The sequence below is a fragment of the Halobellus sp. MBLA0158 genome, from assembly GCF_041477585.1.
In the GTDB taxonomy this organism is placed as follows: domain Archaea; phylum Halobacteriota; class Halobacteria; order Halobacteriales; family Haloferacaceae; genus Haloquadratum; species Haloquadratum rubicundus.
In genome coordinates, this window is record NZ_JBGNYA010000001.1 from 529,093 (window position 1) to 551,538 (window position 22,446).

Here is a 22,446-nt window from a genome sequence, read left to right on the forward strand (position 1 = left end):
CTCCCGACGACGTAACCGTTTTTAGCACTGCGACGGAATTTCACACCGATGAGTGGATCCCCCGACGACGACCGACTGGAGGAACTGCGCGAACAGAAGATGCAGGAGCTCCGCGAGCAGGCCCAGGGCGGACAGGGCGGGCAGGACCGCGAGGCCGCCCAGGAAGCCGCACGCGAGCAGGCGGAGGCCAAACAGGAGGCGATGCTGAAGCAGTATCTCACCGACGGCGCCCGCCAGCGGCTCAACGCCGTCGAGATGTCGAAGCCCGACTTCGCGGAGAAGGTGAAAAAGCAGGTCCTCGCCTTGGCCCAGAGCGGCCGCATCCAGGGCCGCATCGACGAAGACCAGATGCGCGACCTGCTCAAGGAACTGCAGCCCGAGTCGAAGAGCTTCGACATCCGGCGCCGATAGCGGACCCGTGGACCTCGCGCTCCTCTTCAGCGGCGGCAAGGACTCGACGCTCGCGGGGTTGTTCCTCGATTCCTTCTACGACGTGCGGCTGGTGACGGGCCGCTTCGGCGTCACCGACGACTGGGAGCACGCGGCGGCGGCCGCCGACCGGCTCGGCTACCCCTTCGAGGCCGTCGACCTCGACCGCGACGTCGCCGAGGAGGCGGCGGCGCGGATGCGCGAGGACGGCTACCCCCGAAACGGGATCCAGCGCGTCCACGAGCACGCCCTCGAACGCGCCGCCGACCTCGACGTCGACGCCGTCGCCGACGGCACCCGCCGGGACGACCGCGTCCCCACCGTCTCGCGCGCCCAGGCCCAGAGCCTCGAAGACCGCCACGGCGTCGACTACCTCTCGCCGCTGGCCGGCCTGGGCCGCCACGCCGTCGACCGCCTCGTCGACGAGAACTTAGACGTCGAGACCGGCCCCTCCGCGGAGATCCCGAAGGGCGACTACGAGGCCGAACTCCGCGAACTGATCGCCCGCGAGGGCGGCCGCGAGGCCGTCGATCGGGTGTTCCCGGACCACGAGCAGTCGTACGTCCGCGGGTTCGCCGACGACTGACCGCCGGCGGCGACCGCCTCCGCTCCGGCGCTTCGCCCCGCGTTTTCGATCCGAATCCGAACCCCTTTCTCCCGGCGTCTTCGACCTCCGCTCGTGTTCTCGCTCGGCCCCGGCGTCGCCTACTCCGTCGTCGCCGCCTTCGTCTGGGGGACGTACATCTTCGTTCTGAAGCGCTACTTCCGCGGGTATCCCGGAACCGTCCTCACCGCTGGCATCAACGCCGCCGCGGTCGCGTGGTACCTCCCGCTCGTGACGCTGCGGTCGCGGGCTCTGCGGACGGCCCCGGACCCCGCGTCGCTCGGCGCCGCCGCGCTAGCCGATCCTTTCGGGACCGCCGTCCTCGTCGCGACCGTCCTCTCGACCGCGGCGGCGTTCCTGGCGTTCCTGCGGGCGATCGACGTCGGCGAGGTGTCCTACGTGGCGCCGATCAGCAAGATCGTCCCCGTCTTCGTGCTCCCGATCGAGGTGCTCTTTCTCCACCAGCGGCTGACCCCGTTGCAGGTCGCGGGCGTCGTCGTCGCCACACTCGCGGTCTACGTCGCGAACTACCGCTCGGGACCGCTCCTGGCTCCGCTCCGCAAGGCGGCGTCCTCGCGGGCGGCACAGCTGGCGCTCGCGAGCGCGGCGTGCTACGCGATCAGCGACGTGGGAAAGCGCGTCGTCCTCCAGGAGCTGTCCGTTCCGCTGTCGCTGTGGGTGCCGACCGTCTTGGGCGGCGTGCTGCTCGTCGTGCTCCCGCTGGCCGCCCGCGAGTGGGTCCCGCTCCGGGGCGACCTCCCGAAGTTCGTGCTGGCCGGTGCTGGCGTCGCGCTCGGCGAGCACGTGACCGCGCTGGCGTTCTCGGCCGCGCCGGCGTCGGTCGCCTCGCCCATCATCAACACCCAGGCCGTCGTCGCGGTCGTCCTCGGTGGGCTCGTCCTCCGCGAGGAGGCGTTCGGCACGCGGCTCGTCGCCGCCGGGCTGGCGGTCGCGGGCGTGGGGCTCATCGCGGTGTAGTCACGCGGCTTCAACAGTTTCAAGCGCGACACCGCCGAAACCCGGCGTATGTACGACCGACTCAAGGGCTTTCGCGACTTCTACCCCGAGGAGATGGCCCCGCGGCGGGAGGTCATCGACACGCTGGAGGCGACCGCCGCCCGCTACGGCTTCCGCGAGATCTCGACGCCCGCGCTGGAGCGCACCGAGATGTACGTCGACAAGAGCGGCGAGGAGATCGTCGAAGAGCTGTACGCCTTCGAGGACAAGGGCGGCCGCGAGGTGTCGCTGACGCCGGAGCTGACGCCGACGGTCGCCCGGATGGTCGTCGCCAAACAGCAGGAGCTCTCCAAGCCGATCAAGTGGGTCTCGACCCGCCCGTTCTGGCGCTTCGAGCAGGTCCAACAAGGGAGATTCAGGGAGTTCTACCAGACCAACGTCGACATCTTCGGCTCCGCGGAGCCGGAGGCCGACGCCGAGATCCTGGCGTTCGCGGCCGACGCGCTCACCGACCTCGGCCTGACGGGCGAGGACTTCGAGTTCCGGGTCTCCCACCGGGACATCCTCAGCGGGCTCCTCGACGCCTTCGACGCCGAGGTCGACACCCGCGACGCGATCCGCGCGGTCGACAAGCGCGCCAAGGTCGGAGAGACCGAGTACCTGGGCCTGCTCTCCGATGCGGGCCTCTCCTACGACCAGGCCCGGGAGTTCGACGACCTCGTCGCGACCGGCGACCTCGACGCGATCGCCGAGTTCGGCGGCGACGACGTCGCGGCGGCCGTCGGAAACCTGGAGAACGTCCTCGCGGCGGCCGAGGACTTCGGCGCCCGCGAGTACTGCGAGGTGTCGCTGACGACCGCACGCGGCCTCGATTACTACACGGGCGTCGTCTTCGAGTGCTTCGACTCGACGGGCGAGATCTCCAGATCCGTGTTCGGCGGCGGCCGCTACGACGACCTCATCGAGAGCTTCGGCGGCCAGCCCACGCCCGCGGTCGGCGTCGCGCCCGGCCTCGCGCCGCTTTCCCTCCTGTGTCAGCGCGCCGGCGTCTGGCCCGAGGAGGCGCTCGCGACCGACTACTACGTCCTCACGGTCGGCGACACCCGCGACGTGGCGTCCCGGATCGCCCGCGACCTCCGCGCCGCGGGCAACGTCGTCGAGGTGGACGTCTCCGGCCGGAGCTTCGGCGCGCAGATGGGCTACGCCGACAGCATCAACGCCGAGACGGTCGTGATCGTCGGCGAGCAGGATCTCGCGAACGGCGAGGTGACGGTGAAGGACATGGCCTCCGGCGACCAGACCACTGCCCCCGTCGAGGAGTTCCCCGGCGACCGCGACGCGCCGACCTACGACGACCTCGCGTAGGCGATGGGCACTGACACGGACTCCGATATCGATGTCGACCCCGACGCCGATGCCGACACCGACGCTCGTCCCGACTCGGAGTACCGGATGCGCGCCTTCCGCGTCGCCTACGACGGCCGTCCGTTCTACGGCTTCCAGCGCCAGCCCTCGGTCCCGACCGTCGAGGACGCGATCTTCGACGCGCTCGACGACCTCGGCGTCTTCGACCGCGAGAGCGCCCACCGGCCGGACGGCTACGCCGCGGCCGGCCGGACCGACGCGGGCGTCTCCGCGCTCGCCCAGACGGTCGCTTTCCGCTGTCCCGAGTGGTGTACGCCGCGCGCGCTGAACGGCGAACTCCCGGCGGACGTCCGGGCGTGGGCCGCCGCAGAGGCCCCCGCGGAGTTCCACGCGACCCACGACGCCGAGCGCAGAACGTACGTCTACGACCTCTACGGACCGACTCTCGACGACGAACGCGTCGACGCGGCGGCCGCGGCGCTGTCGGGCCAACACGACTTTCACAACCTCACGCCCGACGACGCGGGCACCGAACGCGAGGTCGCGATCCGGGCCGAGCGCGACGGCGACTTCGTGACGCTCCGAGTCGCGGCCGGCGGTTTCCCCCGCAATCTCGTCCGGCGACTCGCTTCGGTCATCCGGTGCGTCGGGAGCGGCGAGCGGGGGACCGCGTGGGTCGACGACCTGCTCGGCCCCGAGGCGCTCAACGGCCCCGACGGGGTGCCGCCGGCGCCGCCCGAACCGCTGCTGCTCGCCGACGTCGACTATCCGGGGCTGGCGTTCGACCGCGACGACCGGGCCGCGACGAGCGCGGCCGCGGTCTTCTCGGCGCGACGGCGCGACCATCTCGTCCGCGCCCGCGTGGCCGGTCGAGTGGCCGACGGAGTCGGAGAGGGCGAGACGTCGCCGGAACGCCCCGACTGAAGAACGACCCGGCTGAACAGTTATCACCGGCGTTGGCGAAACGCCCGTATGGTTCCCTCCCCGCCGCCCACCGCACAGCCCCACCGCGACGCCGCCTACCGCTTCGCCGTCGGCGCGGCGTACTTCGCGGTCATCTCCGGGCTCGGCTCGCTCGCGGCCGTGCTCTTCGGCCCGTTCGGCGTCGTCGTGAGCGTCCTCGTCTCGCTCGTCGGCGTCTACTACGGCGGCATCGAGGTCGCACGCGGCGTCGATATCGTGGTCAGATACGCGATGCGCGAATCCGGCGGTGAGAGCGAGCCGGCGGACGGTGGGCCACAGGAGCCGGACTCGGCGGAGTGACCTACCAGCCGTCGAACTTGTCGCGCCGGTAGAGGTCGATCTCGTGGACGGTCGAGCGGTCCTGCGCGGCGGCGAAGGCGATGGCCTCGGCGACCTCCTCGGGCTCTGTCACCTCGCCGGGCTCGAAGCGCTCCTCGAAGGTCTCGCCGGACTCGCTGCCGAACTCGGTTCGGACCTCGGTGGGGTTGACGACGCTGACGCCGATCCCGTCCGAGCCGACCTGTCCCTCGACGCTGTGGGCGAAGCCGCGGACCCACCATTTCGTCGCCGCGTAGACCGGATTGAACGGCCGGGGGTACTGGCCGGCGAAACTGCCGACGAAGACGAGGTTGCCCTCGGTCTCCCGGAGGTGCGGGATCGCCGCCCGGGTTGCGAAGAAGTAGCCGTCGGCGTTCGTCTCCATCATCAGGCGGTAGTCCTCGGTCGAGAGCTCCTCGACGTCGCTGCCGACGCCGACGCCGACGTTGTTCACGAGGACGTCGAGGCGGCCGAACGTCTCGACGGTCTCTGCGACCATCGCCTCGACCTGGTCCTCCTCGCGGACGTCCGTCGGGACGACGAGCGTCTCGACGCCGTGCGCGGCTTCGAGGTCGTCGGCGAGGGCGTCGAGCCGCTCGCGACGCCGCGCCGCGACTGCGACGTCCGCGCCCTCGCGGGCGAGCGCGTGCGCCGTCTCTTCGCCGATTCCCGAGCTGGCCCCCGTGACGAGGGCGACGCTGTCCTGGAGTGTCACGTCCGAGTGGTCTCGACCGAGCGCCTTGAGTCCTCGGCCCGTCGAGCCCTCGCCCGCGGTTCTCTCCGACTCAGTCGCGACGCAGCCGTTCGAGGAGCCCCGTCAGCCGGTCGATCGAACTGCTCGTGAGGATGTCCAGCAGCCGCTCGCTCCGGTCGTACATCGTTCGGAGGGACTCGATCCGTTCGAGGTCCGCCTGCGCCTGCTCGTCGTCGACGCCGTCGAGGCGGTCGGCGGCCGAATCGAGCGCCCGCGTCATCACGTCGATCTCGCGGCGGACCTCGTGCTGGAGGAACTTCTGGACCACGTGCCAGAAGTCCGTCTCGGCCTCGTAGAACGCCTTCTTCCCCTCGCCCGGGACCGACCGCCGGTGGACGAGGTGGAGTCGGTTCAGCTTCTGCATCGCGGTGCTGACCGTCGACTTGGCGTACCCGCTCTCTTCGACCAGTTCGTCGAGCGAGAGCGGTTCGTTCTCGAAGAAGAGGACGCCGTAGAGCCGGCCGTAGCTCTGATTCAGACCGTACACCTCCGCGCTCCGCTCTAGGGCCTGGATGACTTCCTCGCGCGCCTGTTCGACCGGGTCGTCGCGGGCCGTGCCGGCGTCGTCGGCACCTTCGTTCATAATATTCGGTAACTCCCGAAAATACTAAATCTTATCGAACAGAATATTCGGAACACACCGAATATGATGAATACAGTCTCCGCGGGATCGTCCCGCACGCGGCGGATCGATGCCCTCCCGAGCGCCGGAGGTGAACCCCGATGAAGCGGCTCGCTCTGGCCCTCCTGCTCGTCGGCTCGCTGTTCTCGGTCGGGGCGGCGGCCGAGGTCCGCGGCAGCCCCGAACTGCACGCCTCCCTCCCGGACGACACCGTGGTCCCCGGGTCGGAGACGACTCTCCGCGTCACCGTCACCAACGACGGTACGCTCCGGAGCGGCGAACGCCCGGCTCTCGACGAGATGGCCACGACGGCCCGGGGCGTCGACGTCTCGCTCGACGCCGGCGGCGCGCCGATCGAGATCGACACCGGGAGTCGATCGATCGGCCGGCTCCGCGCGGGCGACCAGGCGCGAATCGGCTTCGACGTCACCGTTCCGGAGGACGCGGCGCCGGGAACGTACGCGCTCGATCTCACCGCGACCTACGAGTACTACGGGACGATCGACACCGGCGGCACCGACACTCGCTACGTCGAGCGGACCAGGACCCGGCACTTCGACCTCAGCGTCGAGGTCGACGACCGGGCGGCGTTCGCGGTCGTCGCCACCGACGCCGACGTCCGCGTCGGCTCCGTCGGGACGGTGAACGTGACGATGCGGAACGTCGGCTCGGAGGCGGCCAACGCGACGCGCGTCCGGCTCGCCTCCGAGGCCCCGGCGCTCCGGTTCGGCGGCACCGCCGAGGCCAGCCGCTTCGCGGGCGACTGGGCCCCCGGAGAGACGCGCACGCTCTCGTACCAGGTCGCCGCCGCGCCCGACGCCGCCGTCGAGCGGCACGCAGTCACCGCTGTCGCGACCTTCGAGGATGACGACGGCGTCGCCGTCGAATCCGACCGACTCGGCCTCGGCGTGGTTCCCCGCCCCGAGCAGACGTTCCGCGTCGTCGCCACCGAGCGCGACGTCGCGGTCGGCGAGGACGGCACCGTCTCGCTGACGCTCCGCAACGACGGTCCCCTGGCGGTGACCGACGCGACCGTCACGGTCGGATCGCCCCGTCACCTCCGCGTGGCCGGCGGGGCGAACGCCACGCGCTTCCTCGGCGACTGGGCCCCCGGCGAACGCCGGACCGTCACGTACGAGCTTCGGGCCACGGAGGCGGCCGAGCCGCGGAACTACTCGCTTCCGGTCTCGGTCGGCTACCGCGACGCCGACGGCGACCGGGCGACAGAGCGCGTCGGCCCGGTCGGCGTGCGACCCGCGGCCGAGCCGACGACGCTCGCCGTCGAGCCGGTGAACGCCACCCTCGGCATCGACGCCGCGAACGCCGTCCGGGTCCGCGTGCGGAACGTCGGCGACGAGCGGCTCACCGACGTCCGCGCCCGACTGGCCGTCGAGGATCCCTACGAGAGCGACAACCCGACGAGCTACGTCGACTCCCTGGCGCCGGGCGAGAGCACGACGATGACCTTCGAGCTGACGACCCCCGAGGACGGTGTCCCCACGCGCGATGCGATCCCGCTCGCGGTGACCGCCGACACGCCCGACGACGAGCGCGTCACCTACGACGGGTACTACGTCCCGGTCACGATCTCGGACGCCGGCGGTGCGACCCGACTTCTCCCGATCGTCGGCGTCGGCGCGGCGGCCCTCGCCGCTCTCGGCGGCGCGTGGTGGTGGTACGAGCGATGATCGGGGGCGCCGCCGACTCACCGAAGCGTAAATCCGGCGGAGAGTCCGGATCGGACGAGTCCGGTGGACCCAACGCGGAGGTCGTCCTCCGGGGGTCCGACCTGGCGAAGACTTACTCCTCTAAGCTCCCCTTCGGCCGCGATATCGAGGTGCTGACCGGCGCGAGCGTCGCCATCCGGCGCGGCGAGGTCGTCGGCATCGTGGGCGGCAACGGCTCGGGCAAGTCGACGCTGATGAAGATCCTGGTGGGCGCGCTCGACGCCGACGACGGCTCCGTGACGGTCAACGGACGCATCGGCTGGTGCCCCCAGGACGAACTGCTGTACGACCGGCTCACCGTCGCGGAGACCTTCCGGCTGTTCGGCGAGGGCTACGGGATGGACCGTTCGGAGATCGAAGCCGCCCGCGACCGCCTCGCCGAGACGCTGGACTTCGAGGCGTTCCTCGACTACCGGATCGACCGGCTCTCGGGCGGCAATCGCCAGAAGGTGAACCTCTCGATCGCCCTGATGCACGACCCCGACGTGCTCCTCTTAGACGAGCCCTACACGGGCTTCGACTGGGAGACCTACCTCGCCTTCTGGGACCTCACCGAAGAGCTCAGAGAGCGCGGGACGGCGGTGGCGATCATCTCGCACCTGATCAACGAACAGGAGCGGTTCGATCGCATCCTCGAACTCGCCGACGGCACGCTCAGCGACGTGACGGACCAGGGATCGAGCCAGGCCGGCGCGGAGGGGATACGATGACGGCGGACGCCCGCGCGGGCGAGCGACTGCGGGTCGGCCTCGGCGCGGCGATCAGGGAGTTCGTCCGCGAGCCGATCAACCTCGCCCTCATCCTCGCGCTGCCGCCGGTCGTCATCACGAGCTACGAGTCGGTGCTGTCGGCGTTCCCGCGGCTCCCGTATATGACGACGGACCCGGAGGCGCTCGGCGCCACCGCCGGAGCGCTCTTCGTCGCCGCGTTCCTCCCGGGCGTGATCGGGCTCTTTCAGGTGATCAGCGCCCAGCGCGCCGACGAGCGGCTCTCGCTCGCGGGCTTTCCGACGCCGGTGCTCTTCGCCTCCCGGCTGGCCGCGGTCTGTCTCGCCGCCGTCGTCACCGCCGCGCTCTCGCTGGCCGTGCTGGCGACGAGCACCGAGGTCGAGTCCCTCGCGTTGGGGTTCCTGACGCTGGCGTTCGTCGGCGGACTCTACGGGCTCGTCGGGATGCTGATCGGGACGGTCCTCCCCCGCGAACTCGAAGGGTCGCTGGCGCTGATCTTCGTCGTCGACGTCGACGAGGCGCTCGCGAGCGGCGTGATGGCGACCGACGCGGCGGCGACGAAGCTCTTCCCGCTCCACTACCCGCATCAGGTGTTCCGAGCCGCGGTCGACGGCCGAGCCCCGGACCTCGTCGACCTCGTCGCCGCCGGCACCTACGGCCTCGTCGTCCTCGCTACGACCGTCCTCGTCTACACCGTGCTCGCCGGTGCCGGGGGTGAGACGAGATGAGCACGCTCCGGACGGCCTTCGAGATGGGCGTCCGCGAGTACGCGCGGACGCCGGTCCTGCTCGCGCTCTTGGCGTTCCTCCCGGTATACCTGATTCTGGTCTTCGCCTGGGTAATGCCGGAGAGCCGAGCCGCGGTCGAGGTCCCCGTTCAGGGCGCGATGTCCGTCGAGATGGCGACGCTCACGACGGTCCTGACGACGCCGATGGCCGCCGCGTTCGTCGGCGGGGCGGCCGGGCTGTTCCTGATGCAGTCCGCGAGCGCAGTCGACGGCCGGCTCGCGCTCGTCGGCGCCGACGCCTCCGAGATCGTCGCCGCCCGCGCCGGCGTCTTGGTGCTCGCGGCCGCCGCGGGCAGCGTCGTCTCCGTCGGCGTCCTGTCGACGGTCGCGTCGGTCGAGCGCGGCCTGTGGTACCTGCTCGCGACCTTCCTCGTCGGTCTGCTGTACGGCGGCGTCGGGGCGCTCGTCGGCCTCGCGCTGAACCGGCTCGCGGGGATCTACGTCCTGATGTTCGGCCCGTTCCTCGACCTGTTTCTCGCCCAGAGCCCGCTGACCGACGAGACGCACGTCCTCGCGCCGCTTCTCCCCGGCCACTTCCCGATGAAACTGGCCTTCGACGCCGCGCTGACCGCGCGCGTGAGGCCGGCGAATCTGTGGTTCAGTCTCGCATACCTAACCGTCCTCGCCCTCGTGGTCGGCGCGGCCTTCAGGCGCGCGATACGCGTCGACTGATAGTGATTACACTCGTCCCTTACCGCCGAACGCCACCCCAGTGACGGCGTTCGGCAGTAAACAGTGAGAGTAATTACTATGACCCGAGTCTCTCAGGGGCTCGATGCCGTCGACCTCAAGCTTTATGATATGTCTCCCGAGATACACCTGTATGGGACTCGCGCGAGGCGTTCGACAGGTATACAGGGGATACGGCATCGCCGCGGTCGTCTGGGCCGGCTGGTCGCTCGTCTGGATCGCGACCGACATCCGGATGGACCCCGCGACTATCGGCTACGGGTGGCTCACCATCGCGGCGGTCGGATTCGTCCTGGGCGTCACGATGACCGGGATGCGCGTCCACGGCGACTTCCAGCTCTTCCGGGTCGCCGAGAACCGCCGGCACATTCGACGGTTCAACGACCACTCGCTGAGCGGGGCGCCGCTGAATCTCTACGCCGGGCTGCTCGCCGTGTGGGCCGTTCTCACGGTGGCGTGGGTGACCGGGGCGATCACCGCGGTCGGAACGGCGCTCATCGGCTACGGCTGGCTCGCGATCGCGCTGTACGGCGGCGTCCTCACCCTCGGCCTGGCGGTCGAACACAAACAGCAGCTCCTCGATGCGGTCGACGACGTCGCGCCGATCGCGACCAACTGATAGCGATCACTCTCACTGTTTACCGCGAACGCCACTCCCGGTGACGGCGTTCGGTGCTAAGAAACGAGAGTAATCACTTGAGCCGTCGGCCCTACCTCAGTACTCGTCGCCGTCGATCAGCAGTTGTTCCGTCGGCGAGCGGTCGAACTGGTAGACGCGGACGTCCGAAAACAGCAGTAGCGTCCCCAGGATGACCCAGACGCTTCCGATCGCCGCCGCCCAACCCCAGCTGGTGAACACCCCCACGGCGTAGTGCAGAAGCCACGTCCCGACGCCGAATCCGACGAGGAGCACCCCGGCGGAGACGCTGGTTTCCGCGTGCGACGATTTCTTGTCACTCATACCACCTCGTAGGTCGGACTCCCTGTTATATGCTCGCCCTTGATTATCACACACGATATCTGAATCCGAGAAATCAGTAATTCACCTAAATTCCGCACTATGGGGCTATATTGACGCAGTATATTCTCATCTCTGGATATCACAGCTGAAACAGAACGCGTCGGTGTGATCGCTCACTTCACGACCGTCACGGGGACGGTCGCCTTCTCGACCAGTCCCTTGGCGACGCTTCCCACGATCTCGACGCGGCCCGAAAGCCCGCGGTGGCCGACGATGATGCCGTCGATCGCCTCCTCGTCGGCGTACTCGACGATGCTCTCGACCGGGTCGCCGTAGAGGAGCGTCGTCTCGACGTCCACGTCGGCGTCGGCCGCCCGTTCCCGGGCGTCGTCGAGGACCTCTTGGCCCCGGCGCTCGGCGACCTCGATGTCCTCGGTGTAGATCCGCTCGCCCACCTCGGAGTGGGTCGGCGCCTCCGCTTCGGCGTCCTCGACGAGCACGCGCGGCTCGACCGCGTACGCGACGACGAGGGACGCGTCGGCCCGCTCACCGACGTCGAGCGCGTGTTCGAGCGCCTCGGTACTCGACTCCGAACCGTCGACGGCGACGAGGTACTGCATCACTCCTCGGACTTGGACCGGAAGCGGTATAGTAGTTAGTCACAGCACAGACGAGCGCCGGATGACTGCCGGCCGATACGCCGGGCAGTCGGAGAGCGGCGATCAGTAGAGCAGTTGGCTGCAGGTCCCACAGAGGTTCTCCTCTTTGACGTCGACCTCGCGGACCGTCGGGGAGAACGACATCACGCACTTGCTGTTGTCGCAGTGCTCCAGGCCGAGAGTGTGGCCGATCTCGTGGACGACCTCCTTGCGGACCCGGTCGGCGAACACCTCCGACTGAGGCTTGGTCGTGATTCCGCCGTCCGAGGACGTCTGGAGCCGGTGGGTGGAGATCACGGAGCCGTTGCCGTTCAGGTACGCGAGGCCGAAGACGTAGTTCCGCCGCCGGTAGTAGAGGTCCTGGGAGGTGATGCCGATGTTCTTCTCGCCCGTCCCGACCCGGCTCGCCAGCTCGATGAACTGCTCGGCCCGGTACTGATTCCGGCTCCGGTCGAACGCGCCGTCGGGGATCGACTGCTCCTCCTGCACCGTCACGTCGCAATCGTAGACCCCTCGAAGCGCGGCCGAGGCCTCGCGCTTGACCTGCGCGGAGAGGTCCCCGATCGGCACGATGTCGACGAGCATAGCAGGGCTTATGGGGGGTGGACTGATAAATATCCCGCCGTGAATACGCCGCGTGAGAACGCCCTCGTCGGCCGATTTTCGACCTACGGGTCGGCCGTCGAGATCGGCGTCGGTCGCCGTCCCGACGTCGCGGTCGCGCTCGCCGAGGCGGGGGTCGACGTCACCGTCACCGACGTCGCCGCGGCCGACGAACTGGGAGTTCCGTCGTCGCTCCGATTCGTCCGCGACGACGTCGTCGCCGCCGGCGAGCGCGACCACCCCGGCGAGTCCTACGAGGCCGCCCTGGTCTACGGGCTGAATCTCCCGCCGGAGCTCCACCGCCCAACACGAAACGTCGCCCGCGCGGTCGACGCCGACTTCCTGTTCACGACGCTCGGTTACGACTCGCCGGCGATTCCCGTAGACACCGAGTCGCTCCCCGAAGGCGAGACGCTGTACGTCGCCCGCGAGGGCGTGTAAGTCCGGTCCAATTGTACCGATAGTACCAATTCTCGAATGCCGAAAAAGCCGACCTGGCGGGCGCTCCGGGACGAAGCGGCGTTACTCGATGTCGATCCGGTGGGACTCGTCGTCGTCGACGACGAGCTTGGGGAGCGACACGGTGAGGACGCCGTTGTTGTAGCCCGCCGAGGCGCCGTCGGGGCGTACCTCACCGGGGAGTCGGATCGAGCGGTGCGCCGACTGCGAGCGGCGCTCGCGGTGGACGTAGTGGTCGCGTTCGTCGGCCTCGTCGGCCTCGCGCGCGGCCTCGATCGTCAGCATCCGGTCGTCGACCGTGATCTCGATGTCGTCCTTCTCGTAGCCCGGGAGGTCGACGACCGCGACGAACGCCTCGGGCTCCTCGCGGAGGTCGATCGCCATCTCGCGGCCGAACGATCGGGGGCCGTCGAGCTGGCTGCTCATCTCCTCGAACTGTCGGGACATCCGCGCGAAGAGGTCATCGAACGCGAATTCGTCGAAACCGGGGGAACGCTTCATCATTGTAAATTCACCGACCACCAGGAGGCGCGCTGAGATAATAAATACAGACGGACGTATGCGCGCAGATCGCACGCTCGGGCGCCGAAAGTGCCGGATTCTGGACTTCAGTCGACGACGTGCTGGCGGTCGTAGGAGCCGAGCCGCTTCACCCACCCGTCGGCGGCGATCTCTTCGACCTCTTCGAGCGCCTCCTTCGCGCGGTCCTCGTAGAGGCCGGCCTCGAAGTCGATGTGGAAGAGGTAGTCGCCGAGGCGGTTGCCGCTCGGGCGCGATTCGATCCGCGAGAGATTGATGTCCCGCTCGGCGAACGCTTCCAGCAGTTCGAGGAGGAGCCCCGGATAGTTCGCGTTCGGGTAGACGACGACCGTCGACTTGCCGCCGCCCTGCGAGCGCTCGCTGGCGGGCGCGACGACGAAAAAGCGCGTCGAGTTCGAAGAGCGGTCCTGGATGTCCTCGGCGACGACGACGAGGTCGTCGCCGGCGTTGCCGGGGTGGCCGATCCCGGCGACGGTGGGGTCATCGCGGGCGTACTCGACGCCCTTCGCGGTGCTCGTGACCGCCTCCAGGTCGACGTCGGGGTACTCGCGTTCGAGGTACGAGCGGCACTGCGCGAGCGCCTGGGAGTGGGAGGCGACCGTCTCGAAGTTGGGGGACTGCGCGAGGAGGGCGTGGCGGATCGGCGTGACGATCTCCTGGGTCACGGCGATGTCGGAGTCGGCGATGGCGTCGAGCGTCTCGGTGACGCTGCCCTCGATGCTGTTTTCGATGGGCACGACGCCCCGCTCGAACTTCCCGGCGTCGACGGCGGCCACGATCGCCGAGACCGACTCGCGGAAGACCACGTCGTCGGAGACGGCGCTGGCGGCGCGGTGGGAGTACGTTCCTTCGGGGCCCAGCGTGACTACCTGCATAGGGCCGTCTACTCCGAGGGATCCTAAAAGCCCGTCGGGGACGCGCCCCGCCGCTCCGGCGGCGTGGGACGGTTACCGCTCGGCGCAGTACTCGACGAAGTTCCGCAGGATCCGCAGGCCGGTCTCGCCGGACTTCTCGGGGTGGAACTGCGTGCCGAAGACGTTGCCCGCCTCGTTGGCGATCACCGCCGGGAACGACACGCCGTAGTCGGCGGTCGCCACCACGGCGTCGGGGTCGTCCGGCTCGGCGTAGTAGGAGTGGACGAAGTAGGCGTACTCCCCGTCGACTCCCTCGACGATCGGGTGCTCGCGCTCGATACGCAGTTCGTTCCAGCCCATGTGCGGCACCTTCCGGTCGCGCTCGAACCGGACGTTCGTCCCGGGGACGAAATCGAGCCCCTCCACTTGGCCCTGGCCGGCGTGGTCGGCCTCCTCGCTCGTGGTGAGGAGCATCTGCATCCCGAGGCAGATCCCGAAGATCGGCTGGCCCCGGTCGGCGGCGGCGGCGAGCGGTTCGCGGAAGGGCCCCGCGTTCTCCATCCCCTCGCTGAACGCGCCCACGCCCGGGAGCACGATCCCGTCGGCGGCCGCGAAGTCGTCGGGGTCGTCGGTGATCTCGACCGCGGCGCCGGCGCGTTCGAGCCCGCGCTGTGCGCTACGGAGGTTTCCGAGTCCGTAGTCGACGAGGACGACCTCCGCTACCGTCTGAGCGCTCATACGACCACTTCGAGGGGGCGGGTGAAATCGCTTCCGACACTCTCGATTACCTCCCGGATCACTGTTGATTTTATTCGTCACTGTTTGGCTATATATTGTGGAATCAGAATCTTTATGCGGCTGATACAGTAGTTCCATATGATCGTATGACGAAACGACGTGCGTTTCTCAAGTCCGCGGGGGCCGTCGGGGTCGCCGGACTCATCGCTGGGTGTAGCGGCGGTTCGAGTGGCGGCGGAAGTACCGAATCCGATGGAGAGACCGATACGGCGACGGCGACACAGACCGCGACGCCGGCCGCGGGGATGACCTTCGGCGGCGACGACACGGTCAACTTCGGCATCTCGCCGTCGGTCCCCCAGGAGGACCTTGAGGTCCAGTACGCGCCCTTCATGGACCACATCGGGAGCTACCTACGGGAAAACCACGACGTTCCCGAGGGTCTGGCGGTCGAAGGGACCGTCGGCAGCAACTACAGCGCCATCATCCAGTCGCTCGGCCAGGGCACGACCGACATCGCCGAGACCGGACCGTTCGCGGCCGCGCTCGGCGTGAAGACCGGCAACGCGGAGATCATCCTCCAGCGGTACGGCTACGGCAGCTGGGAGTACACGAGCATCATCGCCACTCCCAACGACAGCGACATCACGGAGCTGTCGGACCTCTCGGGCAAGACCGTCGCCTTCTCCGACCGGCTGTCGACGAGCGGCTGCCTGTACCCCCTGTACAGCATGTCCACGCAGGGCGGCCTCGACGTCGGCGAGCTCCCCGAAGGGAACGGCTCGCAGGCCGAGTTCGACGCGCGGTTCGCCGGCGGCCACGTCGGGTCCTACACCCTCCTCGAACAGGGCCAGGTCGACGCCGCCGCGATGGGCGGCTTCGTCCGCGACACAAGCACCGGGCCCGCGCCCGAGGACTGGCAGGAGGTCGCTACGACCCTCCACGAGGACAACGGGCTGCCGCGCGCCCCGCTCGTCGTCTCGCCGGAACTGAGCGACGAGGCCAAGACCGCCTTGCAGCAGTCGATCCTCGAAGGGCCCGACAGCATCTACTACGGCCAGGACGGCGAGGACGGCACCGACGACGACCTCTGGTTCGGCGACGTCCGCGAGGCCTCCCAGGACCGCTACCAGTCCGTCATCGACGTTGCGAACGAACTCGGCGTCGGCACCGACATCTTCGAGTAATCGCTCGACCCGGCCGCCCGGCTACATCCGCGTCGTTTTTCGGGCCACCGGGCCTCCATCCACCCACCACTGACAGATGCCCACAATCGAATTCGAGAACGTCACCAAAGTATACGGGGAAGACACCGTCGCGCTGGACGACGTGTCGTTCACCATCTCGGAAGGCGAGTTCGTCATCCTGCTCGGGCCGTCGGGAGCGGGCAAGTCGACGATGCTCCGGGTGCTGAACGGCCTCACGGATCCGACCGAGGGAACGGTCCGGATCGGCGGCGCGGAGATCTCCGGGAACCGGAGCGAGGTCGGGATGGTGTTCCAGGAACACTACCTCATCGAGAGCAAGAGCGCCTTCGGCAACGCCCTCACGGGGGCGCTGTCCCGAAACGGCCTGCTGCGTAGCCTCCTCGGTCTGCACTCGGACCACGACAAGACCACCGCCCTGGAGTCGCTCCAGACCGTCGGGCTGCTCGACGAGGCCGGCCAACGCGCGGAGTCGATGAGCGGCGGCCAAAAGCAGCGGGTCGGGATCGCCCGTGCGCTCGTCCAGGAGCCCGAGATCCTGCTCGCCGACGAGCCGGTCGCCAGCCTCGACCCGAAGGCCGCCCGCGAGGTGATGCGCTATCTCAAGAAGGCCGCGACCGAACAGGACCTCACAACGGTGACGAGTCTCCACCAGGTGAACATCGCCCGCGAGTTCGGCGACCGCTTCCTCGGGATCCGCGACGGCGAAGTGATCTTCGACGGCGACGCCGACGACCTCACGATGGAAGAGATGGACCGAATCTACTACGGCGGCGAGGCCGGCGACGAGTCGCTCAAGAACGACCCGACGGGCACCGATTCGGTGCCGTCCGGAGCGCCCGGAGCGAACGCCGCCGCCGACGGAGGTGACGGAACGTGAGCTCCGAATCCGCCGGCTCCGCCGGCTCCGACGTCCGGGAGAAGCTCCGCTCGCTGGACCGGCTGCGGCGCCTCCGCTATCTGCTGTGGCTGGCGATCCTCGGCGCCGTCGTCGGCGTGACCTACTGGGGATTCGGCTTCATCGGCTTCCAGGCCGGCGTGGTCGCCGGGCGGTTCCCCGCGATGTACGACTTCATCGCGCAGGGCTTCTTCCCGCCCGATTTCCAGAACTTCACCATCTACACGAAGGACAACGACATCACCGGGCTCCAGGCGATCCCGGCGAGCTTCCGGAACTGGGGCGCGCCGATCTTCCAGAGCTTCGGCTCGCCGCGGCTGTCGCTCGTGAAGGCCAGCCTGGTGACGCTGCTGCTCGGCTTTATGGGCACCGTGCTCGCGTTCCCCGGGGCGCTGATCCTCGGCGTCCTGGGGAGCGAACGCGTCACGCCGTTTCCCTTCAACTTCATCTTCCGCGGCACGCTGAGCGCGATCCGCGCGATCCCCGCGATCGTCTGGATCTTCCTCTACATCCCGATCGGCCCGCCGAGCCAGATCACCGCGGTGCTGGCGATCGGCACCGACAGCATCGGGAACCTCGGCCGCCTGTTCACCGACGACCTCGAAGAGATCGACGAGGGGCCGATCGAGGCCATCCGATCGACCGGCGCGTCGGGCACACAGACGGTGAGCTTCGGGATGCTGAGTCAGGTGTCGCGCTCGTTCATCGCCTGGACGCTGTACATCCTGGAGATCAACACCCGGATCGCCATCTCGCTCGGCGTCGTCGGCGCCGGCGGCCTCGGGCTGATGATCCGGAACAGCCAGGACCTCTTCCAGTTCAGACAGACCGCCGCGGGCCTGATCATGGTGTTCATCGTCGTCCTCGGGATCGAGCTGATCTCCTCGCGGATCCGGGCTCGGCTCCGCCCCGGCGAACACTCCGGCAAGGGCCTCGTCGAGGCCGTACGCGACCTCTTCGACCCGAAGAAGTGGCTCGGCGTCGGAAAGCCCCGCGACTAGAACTCTCCGAGGCTCGACTGCCCGCCGCCGCCCTCTCCGACGCCGGCGATGTCGGCGGCGCGGGCGATCGTCTCGAAGAACGTCTCGCGCTGACTCCCGTCGTAGAGGGTCGCCGCCGGGTGGACGGAGATCACGGTCCGGTAGCTCCGGTCGCCGACCCGAGCGTCGACGACGTCGCCCGCCTCGTTCGTGACGGCCACCGACCGGTCCAGCAGGTGCTCTGAGGGCACCTTCCCGAGCGTCACGAGCAGTTCCGGATCGACGGCGTCGAGTTCGCGTTCGAGGTGACCGCGGCAGTTCGCGAGCTCGCCGCTCCTGGGATCGCGGTTCTCCGGCGGGCGACAGCGCACGCAGTTCGTGATCCGGACGTCGGCGCGGGCGAGCCCGGCGTCTCGGAGGGCCTCGTCGAGGACGCTCCCGGAGCGTCCCACGAACGGCTCGCCCTCCGCGTCCTCGTTGGCGCCGGGCGCCTCGCCGAGGAACACCAGCTCGGCGTCGTCGGGGCCGACCCCGTTGACGATCCGCGAGCGCGACGCGACCAGGTCGGGACACCGCTCGCAGGCCGCGACGTCGGGCCCGTCGGTCCGCACGGTCGCGTCCCCGCCGTCGGCGTCGCCGCCTCCATCCTGGGTCATATCGGAGAGGCGACCGGGCGCGACTTACCCGTGACGGTCCTCGCCGTCTTCGTCTCCCTCGCGGTCGTCGCGGGCGCGCCACTCCCGGGCCCCGCGGGCGGCGAGGCGCGCGACCCGCAGAGGCTCGGGGCGACCGCCCGCGGGCGTGAAGCCGCGGACGACACGCTCGGCGTCGTCACCGTCGAGCCCGAGGCTCCGCACGAACACCATCTCGCCGTTCACCTCCATCTCCCGGCGCGGCGGCAACCCCTCGTAGACGCCGAGCCGCGCGTCGCGCGCGTCGCCGTCGAAGTGCTCGCGGAGCGCGGTCTCGAGCCCCGGGCTGTCCTCGTAGGAGACGGCACAGACCGGCCGGTCGGCGGCGTCGACGACCGCCTCAAGGTCGACGAGGTTGAACCACGCGGGCGCGACGCCCGAGAGCAACACGTACTGGACGTCCTCGCGGGCCGTTCGATCGACGACGTCGCAGACGGCGTCGGTGGCGTCGAGACCGCCGACGGTCGCCGTCGCGAACCCGACGCCGTCGACCGTCCGGTCGGCGCGGACGACCGCGCCGCAGAAGACACAGCGGCCGCTGGCCTCGTCGGTCGACTCCGCGATGCCGAGCGCTCGCGTGCCCGGCTTCACCTGCGAGTCAGCCCCCGCCGGCCGCGCCGACGTTCCGCTGTCGGCCCCGCCGTTCGTCCGGCGACGGCGACACCCCCGGTCGCGCGGTTCGGGTCGTCACTCCTCTTTGATGTCTTTGAGCCGATCCAGGAGTTCGTCGTTCGATGCCCCGATTTCGAACTCTACGTCTCCCCGGTGGTCCGCCTGGGAGGTAGCGACGCCGTCGTCGTCTTCGAGATCGGTATCGAAGTCCTGGTTCTCTTGTTCGGACTCGTCGTAGCTCCCAAATCCCATACACGGATAGATACCGTCGGCAGCGGTAAAAAACACACGCAGGTCCGAGACCGAATCCGGTGACTGGGAGGCCCCGCCGACCGCGCCGCCAGAGCCTTTTTCGCCGCGGCTTCGAATCGGGAGGTATGGAGATCCACACCGTCACCGAGAGCGCCGAGGAGTTCACCTGCAACGCGTACCTGCTCGCCGGCGAGTCGTCCGCGCTGGTCGATGCGGGCACGATGCCGGGCGTCGAGGACGTCGTCGCCGACCACGTCGACGACCTCGACGCGGTGGTCCTGACACACCAGCACCGCGATCACGTGGGCGAACTGGACGCCGTTCTCGATCGGTTCGACGCCGACCTCTACGCCTACGGCGACCACCCGCGCCGAACCGCGGCGCTGGAAGACGGACAGACGATCGAGCTTGCGGGCGAGGCCTACGAGGTCGTCCACACGCCCGGCCACGCCGACGACCACGTGTCGCTCGTCGGCGAGACGCGCGTCTTCAGCGGCGACGTCGTCGTCTACAACGACGGCGCCTTCGACGACGGGAGCTTCGGCCGGACGGATATGCCCGGCCAGTCCCGCGAGGAGCTCATCGAGAGCCTCCGGCGGCTGCTGGACCGGCTGCCGGAGACGGTGGAGGCGCTGTACGCGGGCCACGGCGACGTCTACCGCGCGGACCCGGTGGGCGAAGCAGACTCCGTCCGCGACGTGATCGAGCGCGCGCTCGACCGCGCCGAGCGCCGGGAGCCGAAGTACCCCGACGAGTAGCGCGGCTCTCCGCCCGTGTCCCCGCTTCAGCGAGCGACGGTCGTCGGCGTCAGCGACGGATCGCCCGCCGGAGGCGGCCGCCCCTCGCCCTAAATATTATTTTCGTTCACTACAAACCGGCTGGCGATGCCGACATGCGAGAACTGCGGCTCGTTCGTCACCGCGGAGTACGTCCGGGTGTTCGCCCCGAACGGGATGGAGAACCCGCGCGTCTGCCCCAACTGCGAGGACAAGGTCCGCGACGGGGCCGACGTCCGAGAGGCCCGAGCGACGCGACACTGACGCGGCGGCGGATTCCAGCCTCCTTTTACCGCTCCGCGCCGTCTCGACCCTATGAGCAAACTCGAGGCGTTCCTCGCGGGCGAGCGCCACGACGACGTCGCGCTGTTCCTCACGGAGTCGTACCTCGACAGCCAGCACAAGCTCCCGAAGATGGGCGAGACCGTCGAGAACGGCTACGTGCTCGTGGTCCCGGGCGACGACGGCCGGCGGGCGTTCTCCGCGGGCACCGGGATGGACGCGATGGAGTTCGCCCGCGGCGCGATGGAACGGCGGGGCCACATCTCCCGATCGCTGGACGGCGGCGAGTGTCCGGCGCGGGAGGACGGCGACGCCGGAGACGAGGCCGACGCTGACGGGGCGGACGCTCACGAGGTGGAGTTCATCTTCGCCTTCTCGGAGGCGCAAAACGAGGAGGTCGGCGGCCTCTACGAGCGCGGCGACGTGGTCCACGCGTATGCACACTGCGCCTGCGGCGCGAGCTACTCGGACAAGTGGGTCGTCGGCGCGGAGGGAGAGACGGGCGTCCAGCCCGGCGAGTCCGAGCCGGCCGAAGCGGAGTAAGAGCGAACAGCCGACACGGCCGCTCCCGCGCCGACGTGTCGGGCAACCGCGTCCCGGCGCGGGACTGGCGTCAAACCACACCGCGGCTGGCCGCGTGTTCGTATATAAGGGTTCGCGCCGTCGCTCTTGTTCCGTCTTCGCTCTTATTCCGCGGACGACTCGTCGCTTTCGACGTCGGCTTCGCTCTCTTCTTCGGCTTCGCTTTCGACGTCGGCCGCGACTTCTTCGAACGCCCGGAGGATCACCCGCTTCGCGGTCGCGCCCTGGGTCGTCCAGTGGTGGGCGTAATCGAGCATATCGTCGTAGATCTCGGGCTTGCAGCCCGCGGCGCGCGGGTGGCCGCCGCCGTTGACCTTCCGGGCGACCTCGTGGGCGCGCTCGAACCCCTCGGAGCCGCGGATGCTCGCGCTCCCGGCGGGCTTGACGATCACGGCCCCGTCGGCGCCCTCCTCGCGCAGCGCCTCGGCGACCTCGTTCTGCGAGCACCGGCCGTAGGTGACGCCGATCGTCCAGGGGCCGACCGACTTCAGTTCCGCGCGGGCGACGGCGGCCTCGATCAGCTGCTGTTTTTCGACCCGCCGGAGTTCGATGTACTCTTCGACGACCTCGGGGAGGTCGACGCCGAAGACGCCGACGACGGTGACGTACTCCTCGGGGTCTGTCCAGTAGGCGTAATCCGCGAGGTCGTCGCTCCGTGGGTCTTCCTTCAGCCAGAGGTCGTGGTCGCGGGTGACGGCCGCGAGTTCGGTCCACCGCTCGTCGAAGTCGTAGTCGAGTTCGCGGAGCGTCACGTCGGTCGAGCACTCCTCGTCGGACGCGCCGACGACGAGGTCGGCGCCGGTCTCGCGGACCTTTTCGGCCGTTTCGTCGTCCCACTGGTGGTGGTCGTACCAGGCGACCGACGCCGCCAGGTCGGAGACGGCGGCGAGCTCGTCTTCGATCCACGCGTACTCGTCGGGACAGATGTCGCAGACGTAGAGGTCGATCCCCGCGGCCGCGTACTCGGCGACGTGTTCGAGCGCCTCGTCCAGCGAATATGGCCCCGCGCCGACGAGCGCGACCGTCGAGCGCGCGGCCGCCTCGTCCGTCTCCTCCTCGTCTTCGTCGCTCTCATCGTCGAGGGGCTCGTCGCGCTCCCAGCGCTCGACGCGGTCTGTCACCGACTCCTCGAACGTCGCCCACTCCAGGGTGGCGTCGTACATCTCCCGAACGAGCGCGACACAGCCCAGCCCGTCGGCGTCGGTGTCGGCGACGACGACCGCCTCCGCGCCGTCGACCGCCTCGGCGATCCGCTCTTCGGTCCGGTCTTCGTCCAGGGAGTCCGGGTAGAAGAAGCCCGTCCCCGGAAGCTGTGACTTCCGCGGGAGCGAGAGGCTCGCGCTGTCGATGAGTTCGTCTTCCATACCCCCGACGACGGGAGCCGCGGTGAAAACCGACGTGGTTCCGCG

At 69.2% G+C, this 22,446-nt stretch carries 30 protein-coding genes; 18 read left to right on the forward strand and 12 right to left on the reverse strand.

Translation table 11 applies throughout. The features are described from left to right. The first annotated feature begins 48 nt into the window (after positions 1-48). From OS889_RS02640 to OS889_RS02665, 6 genes are all read left to right on the forward strand, one after another. Complete coding sequence (locus tag OS889_RS02640) at positions 49-411, forward strand: DNA-binding protein (protein ID WP_372387024.1); 363 nt, start codon at positions 49-51, stop codon at positions 409-411. A gap of 7 nt (positions 412-418) precedes the next feature. Further along, positions 419-1,015 carry a DUF7411 family protein gene (locus tag OS889_RS02645; protein ID WP_372387026.1) on the forward strand — a complete coding sequence of 199 codons (597 nt, stop codon included), beginning with the start codon at positions 419-421 and terminating at the stop codon, positions 1,013-1,015. Between the two features lie 93 nt (positions 1,016-1,108). Next, on the forward strand, positions 1,109-2,011 hold the full coding sequence (locus OS889_RS02650) for an EamA family transporter (protein ID WP_372387028.1): 903 nt from the start codon (positions 1,109-1,111) through the stop codon (positions 2,009-2,011). Between the two features lie 48 nt (positions 2,012-2,059). Then, positions 2,060-3,355, forward strand: coding sequence for a histidine--tRNA ligase (hisS, locus tag OS889_RS02655; RefSeq protein ID WP_372387030.1), 1,296 nt, complete (start codon positions 2,060-2,062; stop codon positions 3,353-3,355). Positions 3,356-3,442: 87 nt separating this feature from the next. Then, positions 3,443-4,279, forward strand: coding sequence for a tRNA pseudouridine(38-40) synthase TruA (truA, locus tag OS889_RS02660; RefSeq protein WP_372391526.1), 837 nt, complete (start codon positions 3,443-3,445; stop codon positions 4,277-4,279). Between the two features lie 48 nt (positions 4,280-4,327). Then, the gene (locus OS889_RS02665) at positions 4,328-4,618 is read left to right on the forward strand and encodes a hypothetical protein (RefSeq protein ID WP_372387032.1); all 291 of its coding nucleotides are present in this window, start codon (positions 4,328-4,330) and stop codon (positions 4,616-4,618) included. Between the two features lies 1 nt (position 4,619). Here OS889_RS02665 and OS889_RS02670 read toward each other — a convergent pair whose 3' ends face one another. After that, positions 4,620-5,351: an SDR family oxidoreductase gene (locus tag OS889_RS02670; protein ID WP_372387034.1), complete on the reverse strand. Its 732-nt coding sequence runs from the start codon at positions 5,349-5,351 to the stop codon at positions 4,620-4,622. A 70-nt stretch (positions 5,352-5,421) separates the two neighbouring features. Next, positions 5,422-5,973: a GbsR/MarR family transcriptional regulator gene (locus OS889_RS02675; RefSeq protein ID WP_372387036.1), complete on the reverse strand. Its 552-nt coding sequence runs from the start codon at positions 5,971-5,973 to the stop codon at positions 5,422-5,424. 140 nt (positions 5,974-6,113) lie between these two features. Here OS889_RS02675 and OS889_RS02680 point away from each other — a divergent pair, with 140 nt between their 5' ends. The 5 genes from OS889_RS02680 to OS889_RS02700 all read left to right on the forward strand — a co-directional run bounded on the left by OS889_RS02680 (position 6,114) and on the right by OS889_RS02700 (position 10,563). Beyond that, a complete protein-coding gene (locus tag OS889_RS02680; protein ID WP_372387038.1) occupies positions 6,114-7,700 on the forward strand; it encodes a COG1361 S-layer family protein in 1,587 nt (528 codons plus the stop codon). Next, entirely contained in the window at positions 7,697-8,449 is a 753-nt protein-coding gene (locus OS889_RS02685) for an ABC transporter ATP-binding protein (RefSeq protein WP_372387040.1), read from the forward strand. Before OS889_RS02680 ends, OS889_RS02685 begins: the two co-directional genes overlap by 4 nt. Beyond that, positions 8,446-9,195: a hypothetical protein gene (locus OS889_RS02690; protein ID WP_372387041.1), complete on the forward strand. Its 750-nt coding sequence runs from the start codon at positions 8,446-8,448 to the stop codon at positions 9,193-9,195. The genes OS889_RS02685 and OS889_RS02690 overlap by 4 nt, the downstream gene beginning before the upstream one ends. Further along, a complete protein-coding gene (locus tag OS889_RS02695) occupies positions 9,192-9,926 on the forward strand; it encodes a hypothetical protein (RefSeq protein WP_372387043.1) in 735 nt (244 codons plus the stop codon). Before OS889_RS02690 ends, OS889_RS02695 begins: the two co-directional genes overlap by 4 nt. 151 nt (positions 9,927-10,077) lie before the next feature. After that, on the forward strand, positions 10,078-10,563 hold the full coding sequence (locus OS889_RS02700) for a hypothetical protein (protein ID WP_372387045.1): 486 nt from the start codon (positions 10,078-10,080) through the stop codon (positions 10,561-10,563). 96 nt (positions 10,564-10,659) lie between these two features. Here OS889_RS02700 and OS889_RS02705 read toward each other — a convergent pair whose 3' ends face one another. From OS889_RS02705 to OS889_RS02715, 3 genes are all read right to left on the reverse strand, one after another. Continuing rightward, a complete protein-coding gene (locus OS889_RS02705; protein WP_372387047.1) occupies positions 10,660-10,905 on the reverse strand; it encodes a hypothetical protein in 246 nt (81 codons plus the stop codon). Positions 10,906-11,078: 173 nt separating this feature from the next. Then, positions 11,079-11,525 (reverse strand): universal stress protein, encoded by a 447-nt coding sequence (locus OS889_RS02710; RefSeq protein ID WP_372387049.1) that lies wholly within the window; start codon positions 11,523-11,525, stop codon positions 11,079-11,081. Positions 11,526-11,627: 102 nt separating this feature from the next. After that, positions 11,628-12,149, reverse strand: a complete 522-nt coding sequence (locus OS889_RS02715) for an archaemetzincin family Zn-dependent metalloprotease (protein ID WP_103993131.1) — start codon at positions 12,147-12,149, stop codon at positions 11,628-11,630. A gap of 39 nt (positions 12,150-12,188) precedes the next feature. On the opposite strand from OS889_RS02715, the gene OS889_RS02720 reads away from it, so the two are divergent. Beyond that, positions 12,189-12,608, forward strand: a complete 420-nt coding sequence (locus OS889_RS02720; RefSeq protein WP_372387051.1) for a UPF0146 family protein — start codon at positions 12,189-12,191, stop codon at positions 12,606-12,608. Between the two features lie 81 nt (positions 12,609-12,689). Here OS889_RS02720 and OS889_RS02725 read toward each other — a convergent pair whose 3' ends face one another. The 3 genes from OS889_RS02725 to hisH form a co-directional block, all read right to left on the reverse strand. Continuing rightward, entirely contained in the window at positions 12,690-13,130 is a 441-nt protein-coding gene (locus tag OS889_RS02725) for an Hsp20/alpha crystallin family protein (RefSeq protein WP_372387052.1), read from the reverse strand. Positions 13,131-13,234: 104 nt separating this feature from the next. Continuing rightward, entirely contained in the window at positions 13,235-14,041 is an 807-nt protein-coding gene (gene pheA / locus OS889_RS02730) for a prephenate dehydratase (RefSeq protein WP_372387054.1), read from the reverse strand. A gap of 72 nt (positions 14,042-14,113) precedes the next feature. Beyond that, positions 14,114-14,758, reverse strand: a complete 645-nt coding sequence (gene hisH, locus OS889_RS02735) for an imidazole glycerol phosphate synthase subunit HisH (RefSeq protein ID WP_372387056.1) — start codon at positions 14,756-14,758, stop codon at positions 14,114-14,116. 146 nt (positions 14,759-14,904) lie between these two features. Here hisH and phnD point away from each other — a divergent pair, with 146 nt between their 5' ends. From phnD to OS889_RS02750, 3 genes are all read left to right on the forward strand, one after another. Further along, complete coding sequence (gene phnD / locus OS889_RS02740; protein WP_372387057.1) at positions 14,905-15,945, forward strand: phosphate/phosphite/phosphonate ABC transporter substrate-binding protein; 1,041 nt, start codon at positions 14,905-14,907, stop codon at positions 15,943-15,945. A 76-nt stretch (positions 15,946-16,021) separates the two neighbouring features. Then, the gene (gene phnC, locus OS889_RS02745; protein WP_372387059.1) at positions 16,022-16,843 is read left to right on the forward strand and encodes a phosphonate ABC transporter ATP-binding protein; all 822 of its coding nucleotides are present in this window, start codon (positions 16,022-16,024) and stop codon (positions 16,841-16,843) included. Continuing rightward, positions 16,840-17,862: a PhnE/PtxC family ABC transporter permease gene (locus tag OS889_RS02750; RefSeq protein ID WP_372387061.1), complete on the forward strand. Its 1,023-nt coding sequence runs from the start codon at positions 16,840-16,842 to the stop codon at positions 17,860-17,862. The genes phnC and OS889_RS02750 overlap by 4 nt, the downstream gene beginning before the upstream one ends. Here the strand turns inward: OS889_RS02750 and OS889_RS02755 are convergent. From OS889_RS02755 to OS889_RS02765, 3 genes are all read right to left on the reverse strand, one after another. Beyond that, entirely contained in the window at positions 17,859-18,497 is a 639-nt protein-coding gene (locus OS889_RS02755; protein ID WP_372387063.1) for a uracil-DNA glycosylase, read from the reverse strand. The two genes, OS889_RS02750 and OS889_RS02755, sit on opposite strands and share 4 nt — an antisense overlap. A gap of 24 nt (positions 18,498-18,521) precedes the next feature. Then, positions 18,522-19,124, reverse strand: a complete 603-nt coding sequence (locus OS889_RS02760; protein WP_372387065.1) for an endonuclease dU — start codon at positions 19,122-19,124, stop codon at positions 18,522-18,524. Between the two features lie 96 nt (positions 19,125-19,220). Continuing rightward, a complete protein-coding gene (locus OS889_RS02765) occupies positions 19,221-19,397 on the reverse strand; it encodes a DUF5786 family protein (protein ID WP_372387066.1) in 177 nt (58 codons plus the stop codon). A 125-nt stretch (positions 19,398-19,522) separates the two neighbouring features. Here OS889_RS02765 and OS889_RS02770 point away from each other — a divergent pair, with 125 nt between their 5' ends. The 3 genes from OS889_RS02770 (at position 19,523) to OS889_RS02780 (ending at position 20,998) form a co-directional block, all read left to right on the forward strand. Further along, complete coding sequence (locus tag OS889_RS02770) at positions 19,523-20,155, forward strand: MBL fold metallo-hydrolase (RefSeq protein WP_372387067.1); 633 nt, start codon at positions 19,523-19,525, stop codon at positions 20,153-20,155. A 126-nt stretch (positions 20,156-20,281) separates the two neighbouring features. Next, positions 20,282-20,437, forward strand: a complete 156-nt coding sequence (locus OS889_RS02775) for a DUF7563 family protein (RefSeq protein WP_372387069.1) — start codon at positions 20,282-20,284, stop codon at positions 20,435-20,437. A gap of 51 nt (positions 20,438-20,488) precedes the next feature. Beyond that, positions 20,489-20,998, forward strand: a complete 510-nt coding sequence (locus OS889_RS02780; RefSeq protein ID WP_372387071.1) for a DUF5807 family protein — start codon at positions 20,489-20,491, stop codon at positions 20,996-20,998. Between the two features lie 143 nt (positions 20,999-21,141). Here OS889_RS02780 and OS889_RS02785 read toward each other — a convergent pair whose 3' ends face one another. After that, a complete protein-coding gene (locus tag OS889_RS02785; protein WP_372387073.1) occupies positions 21,142-22,401 on the reverse strand; it encodes a DHH family phosphoesterase in 1,260 nt (419 codons plus the stop codon). Between the last annotated feature and the right edge of the window lie 45 nt (positions 22,402-22,446).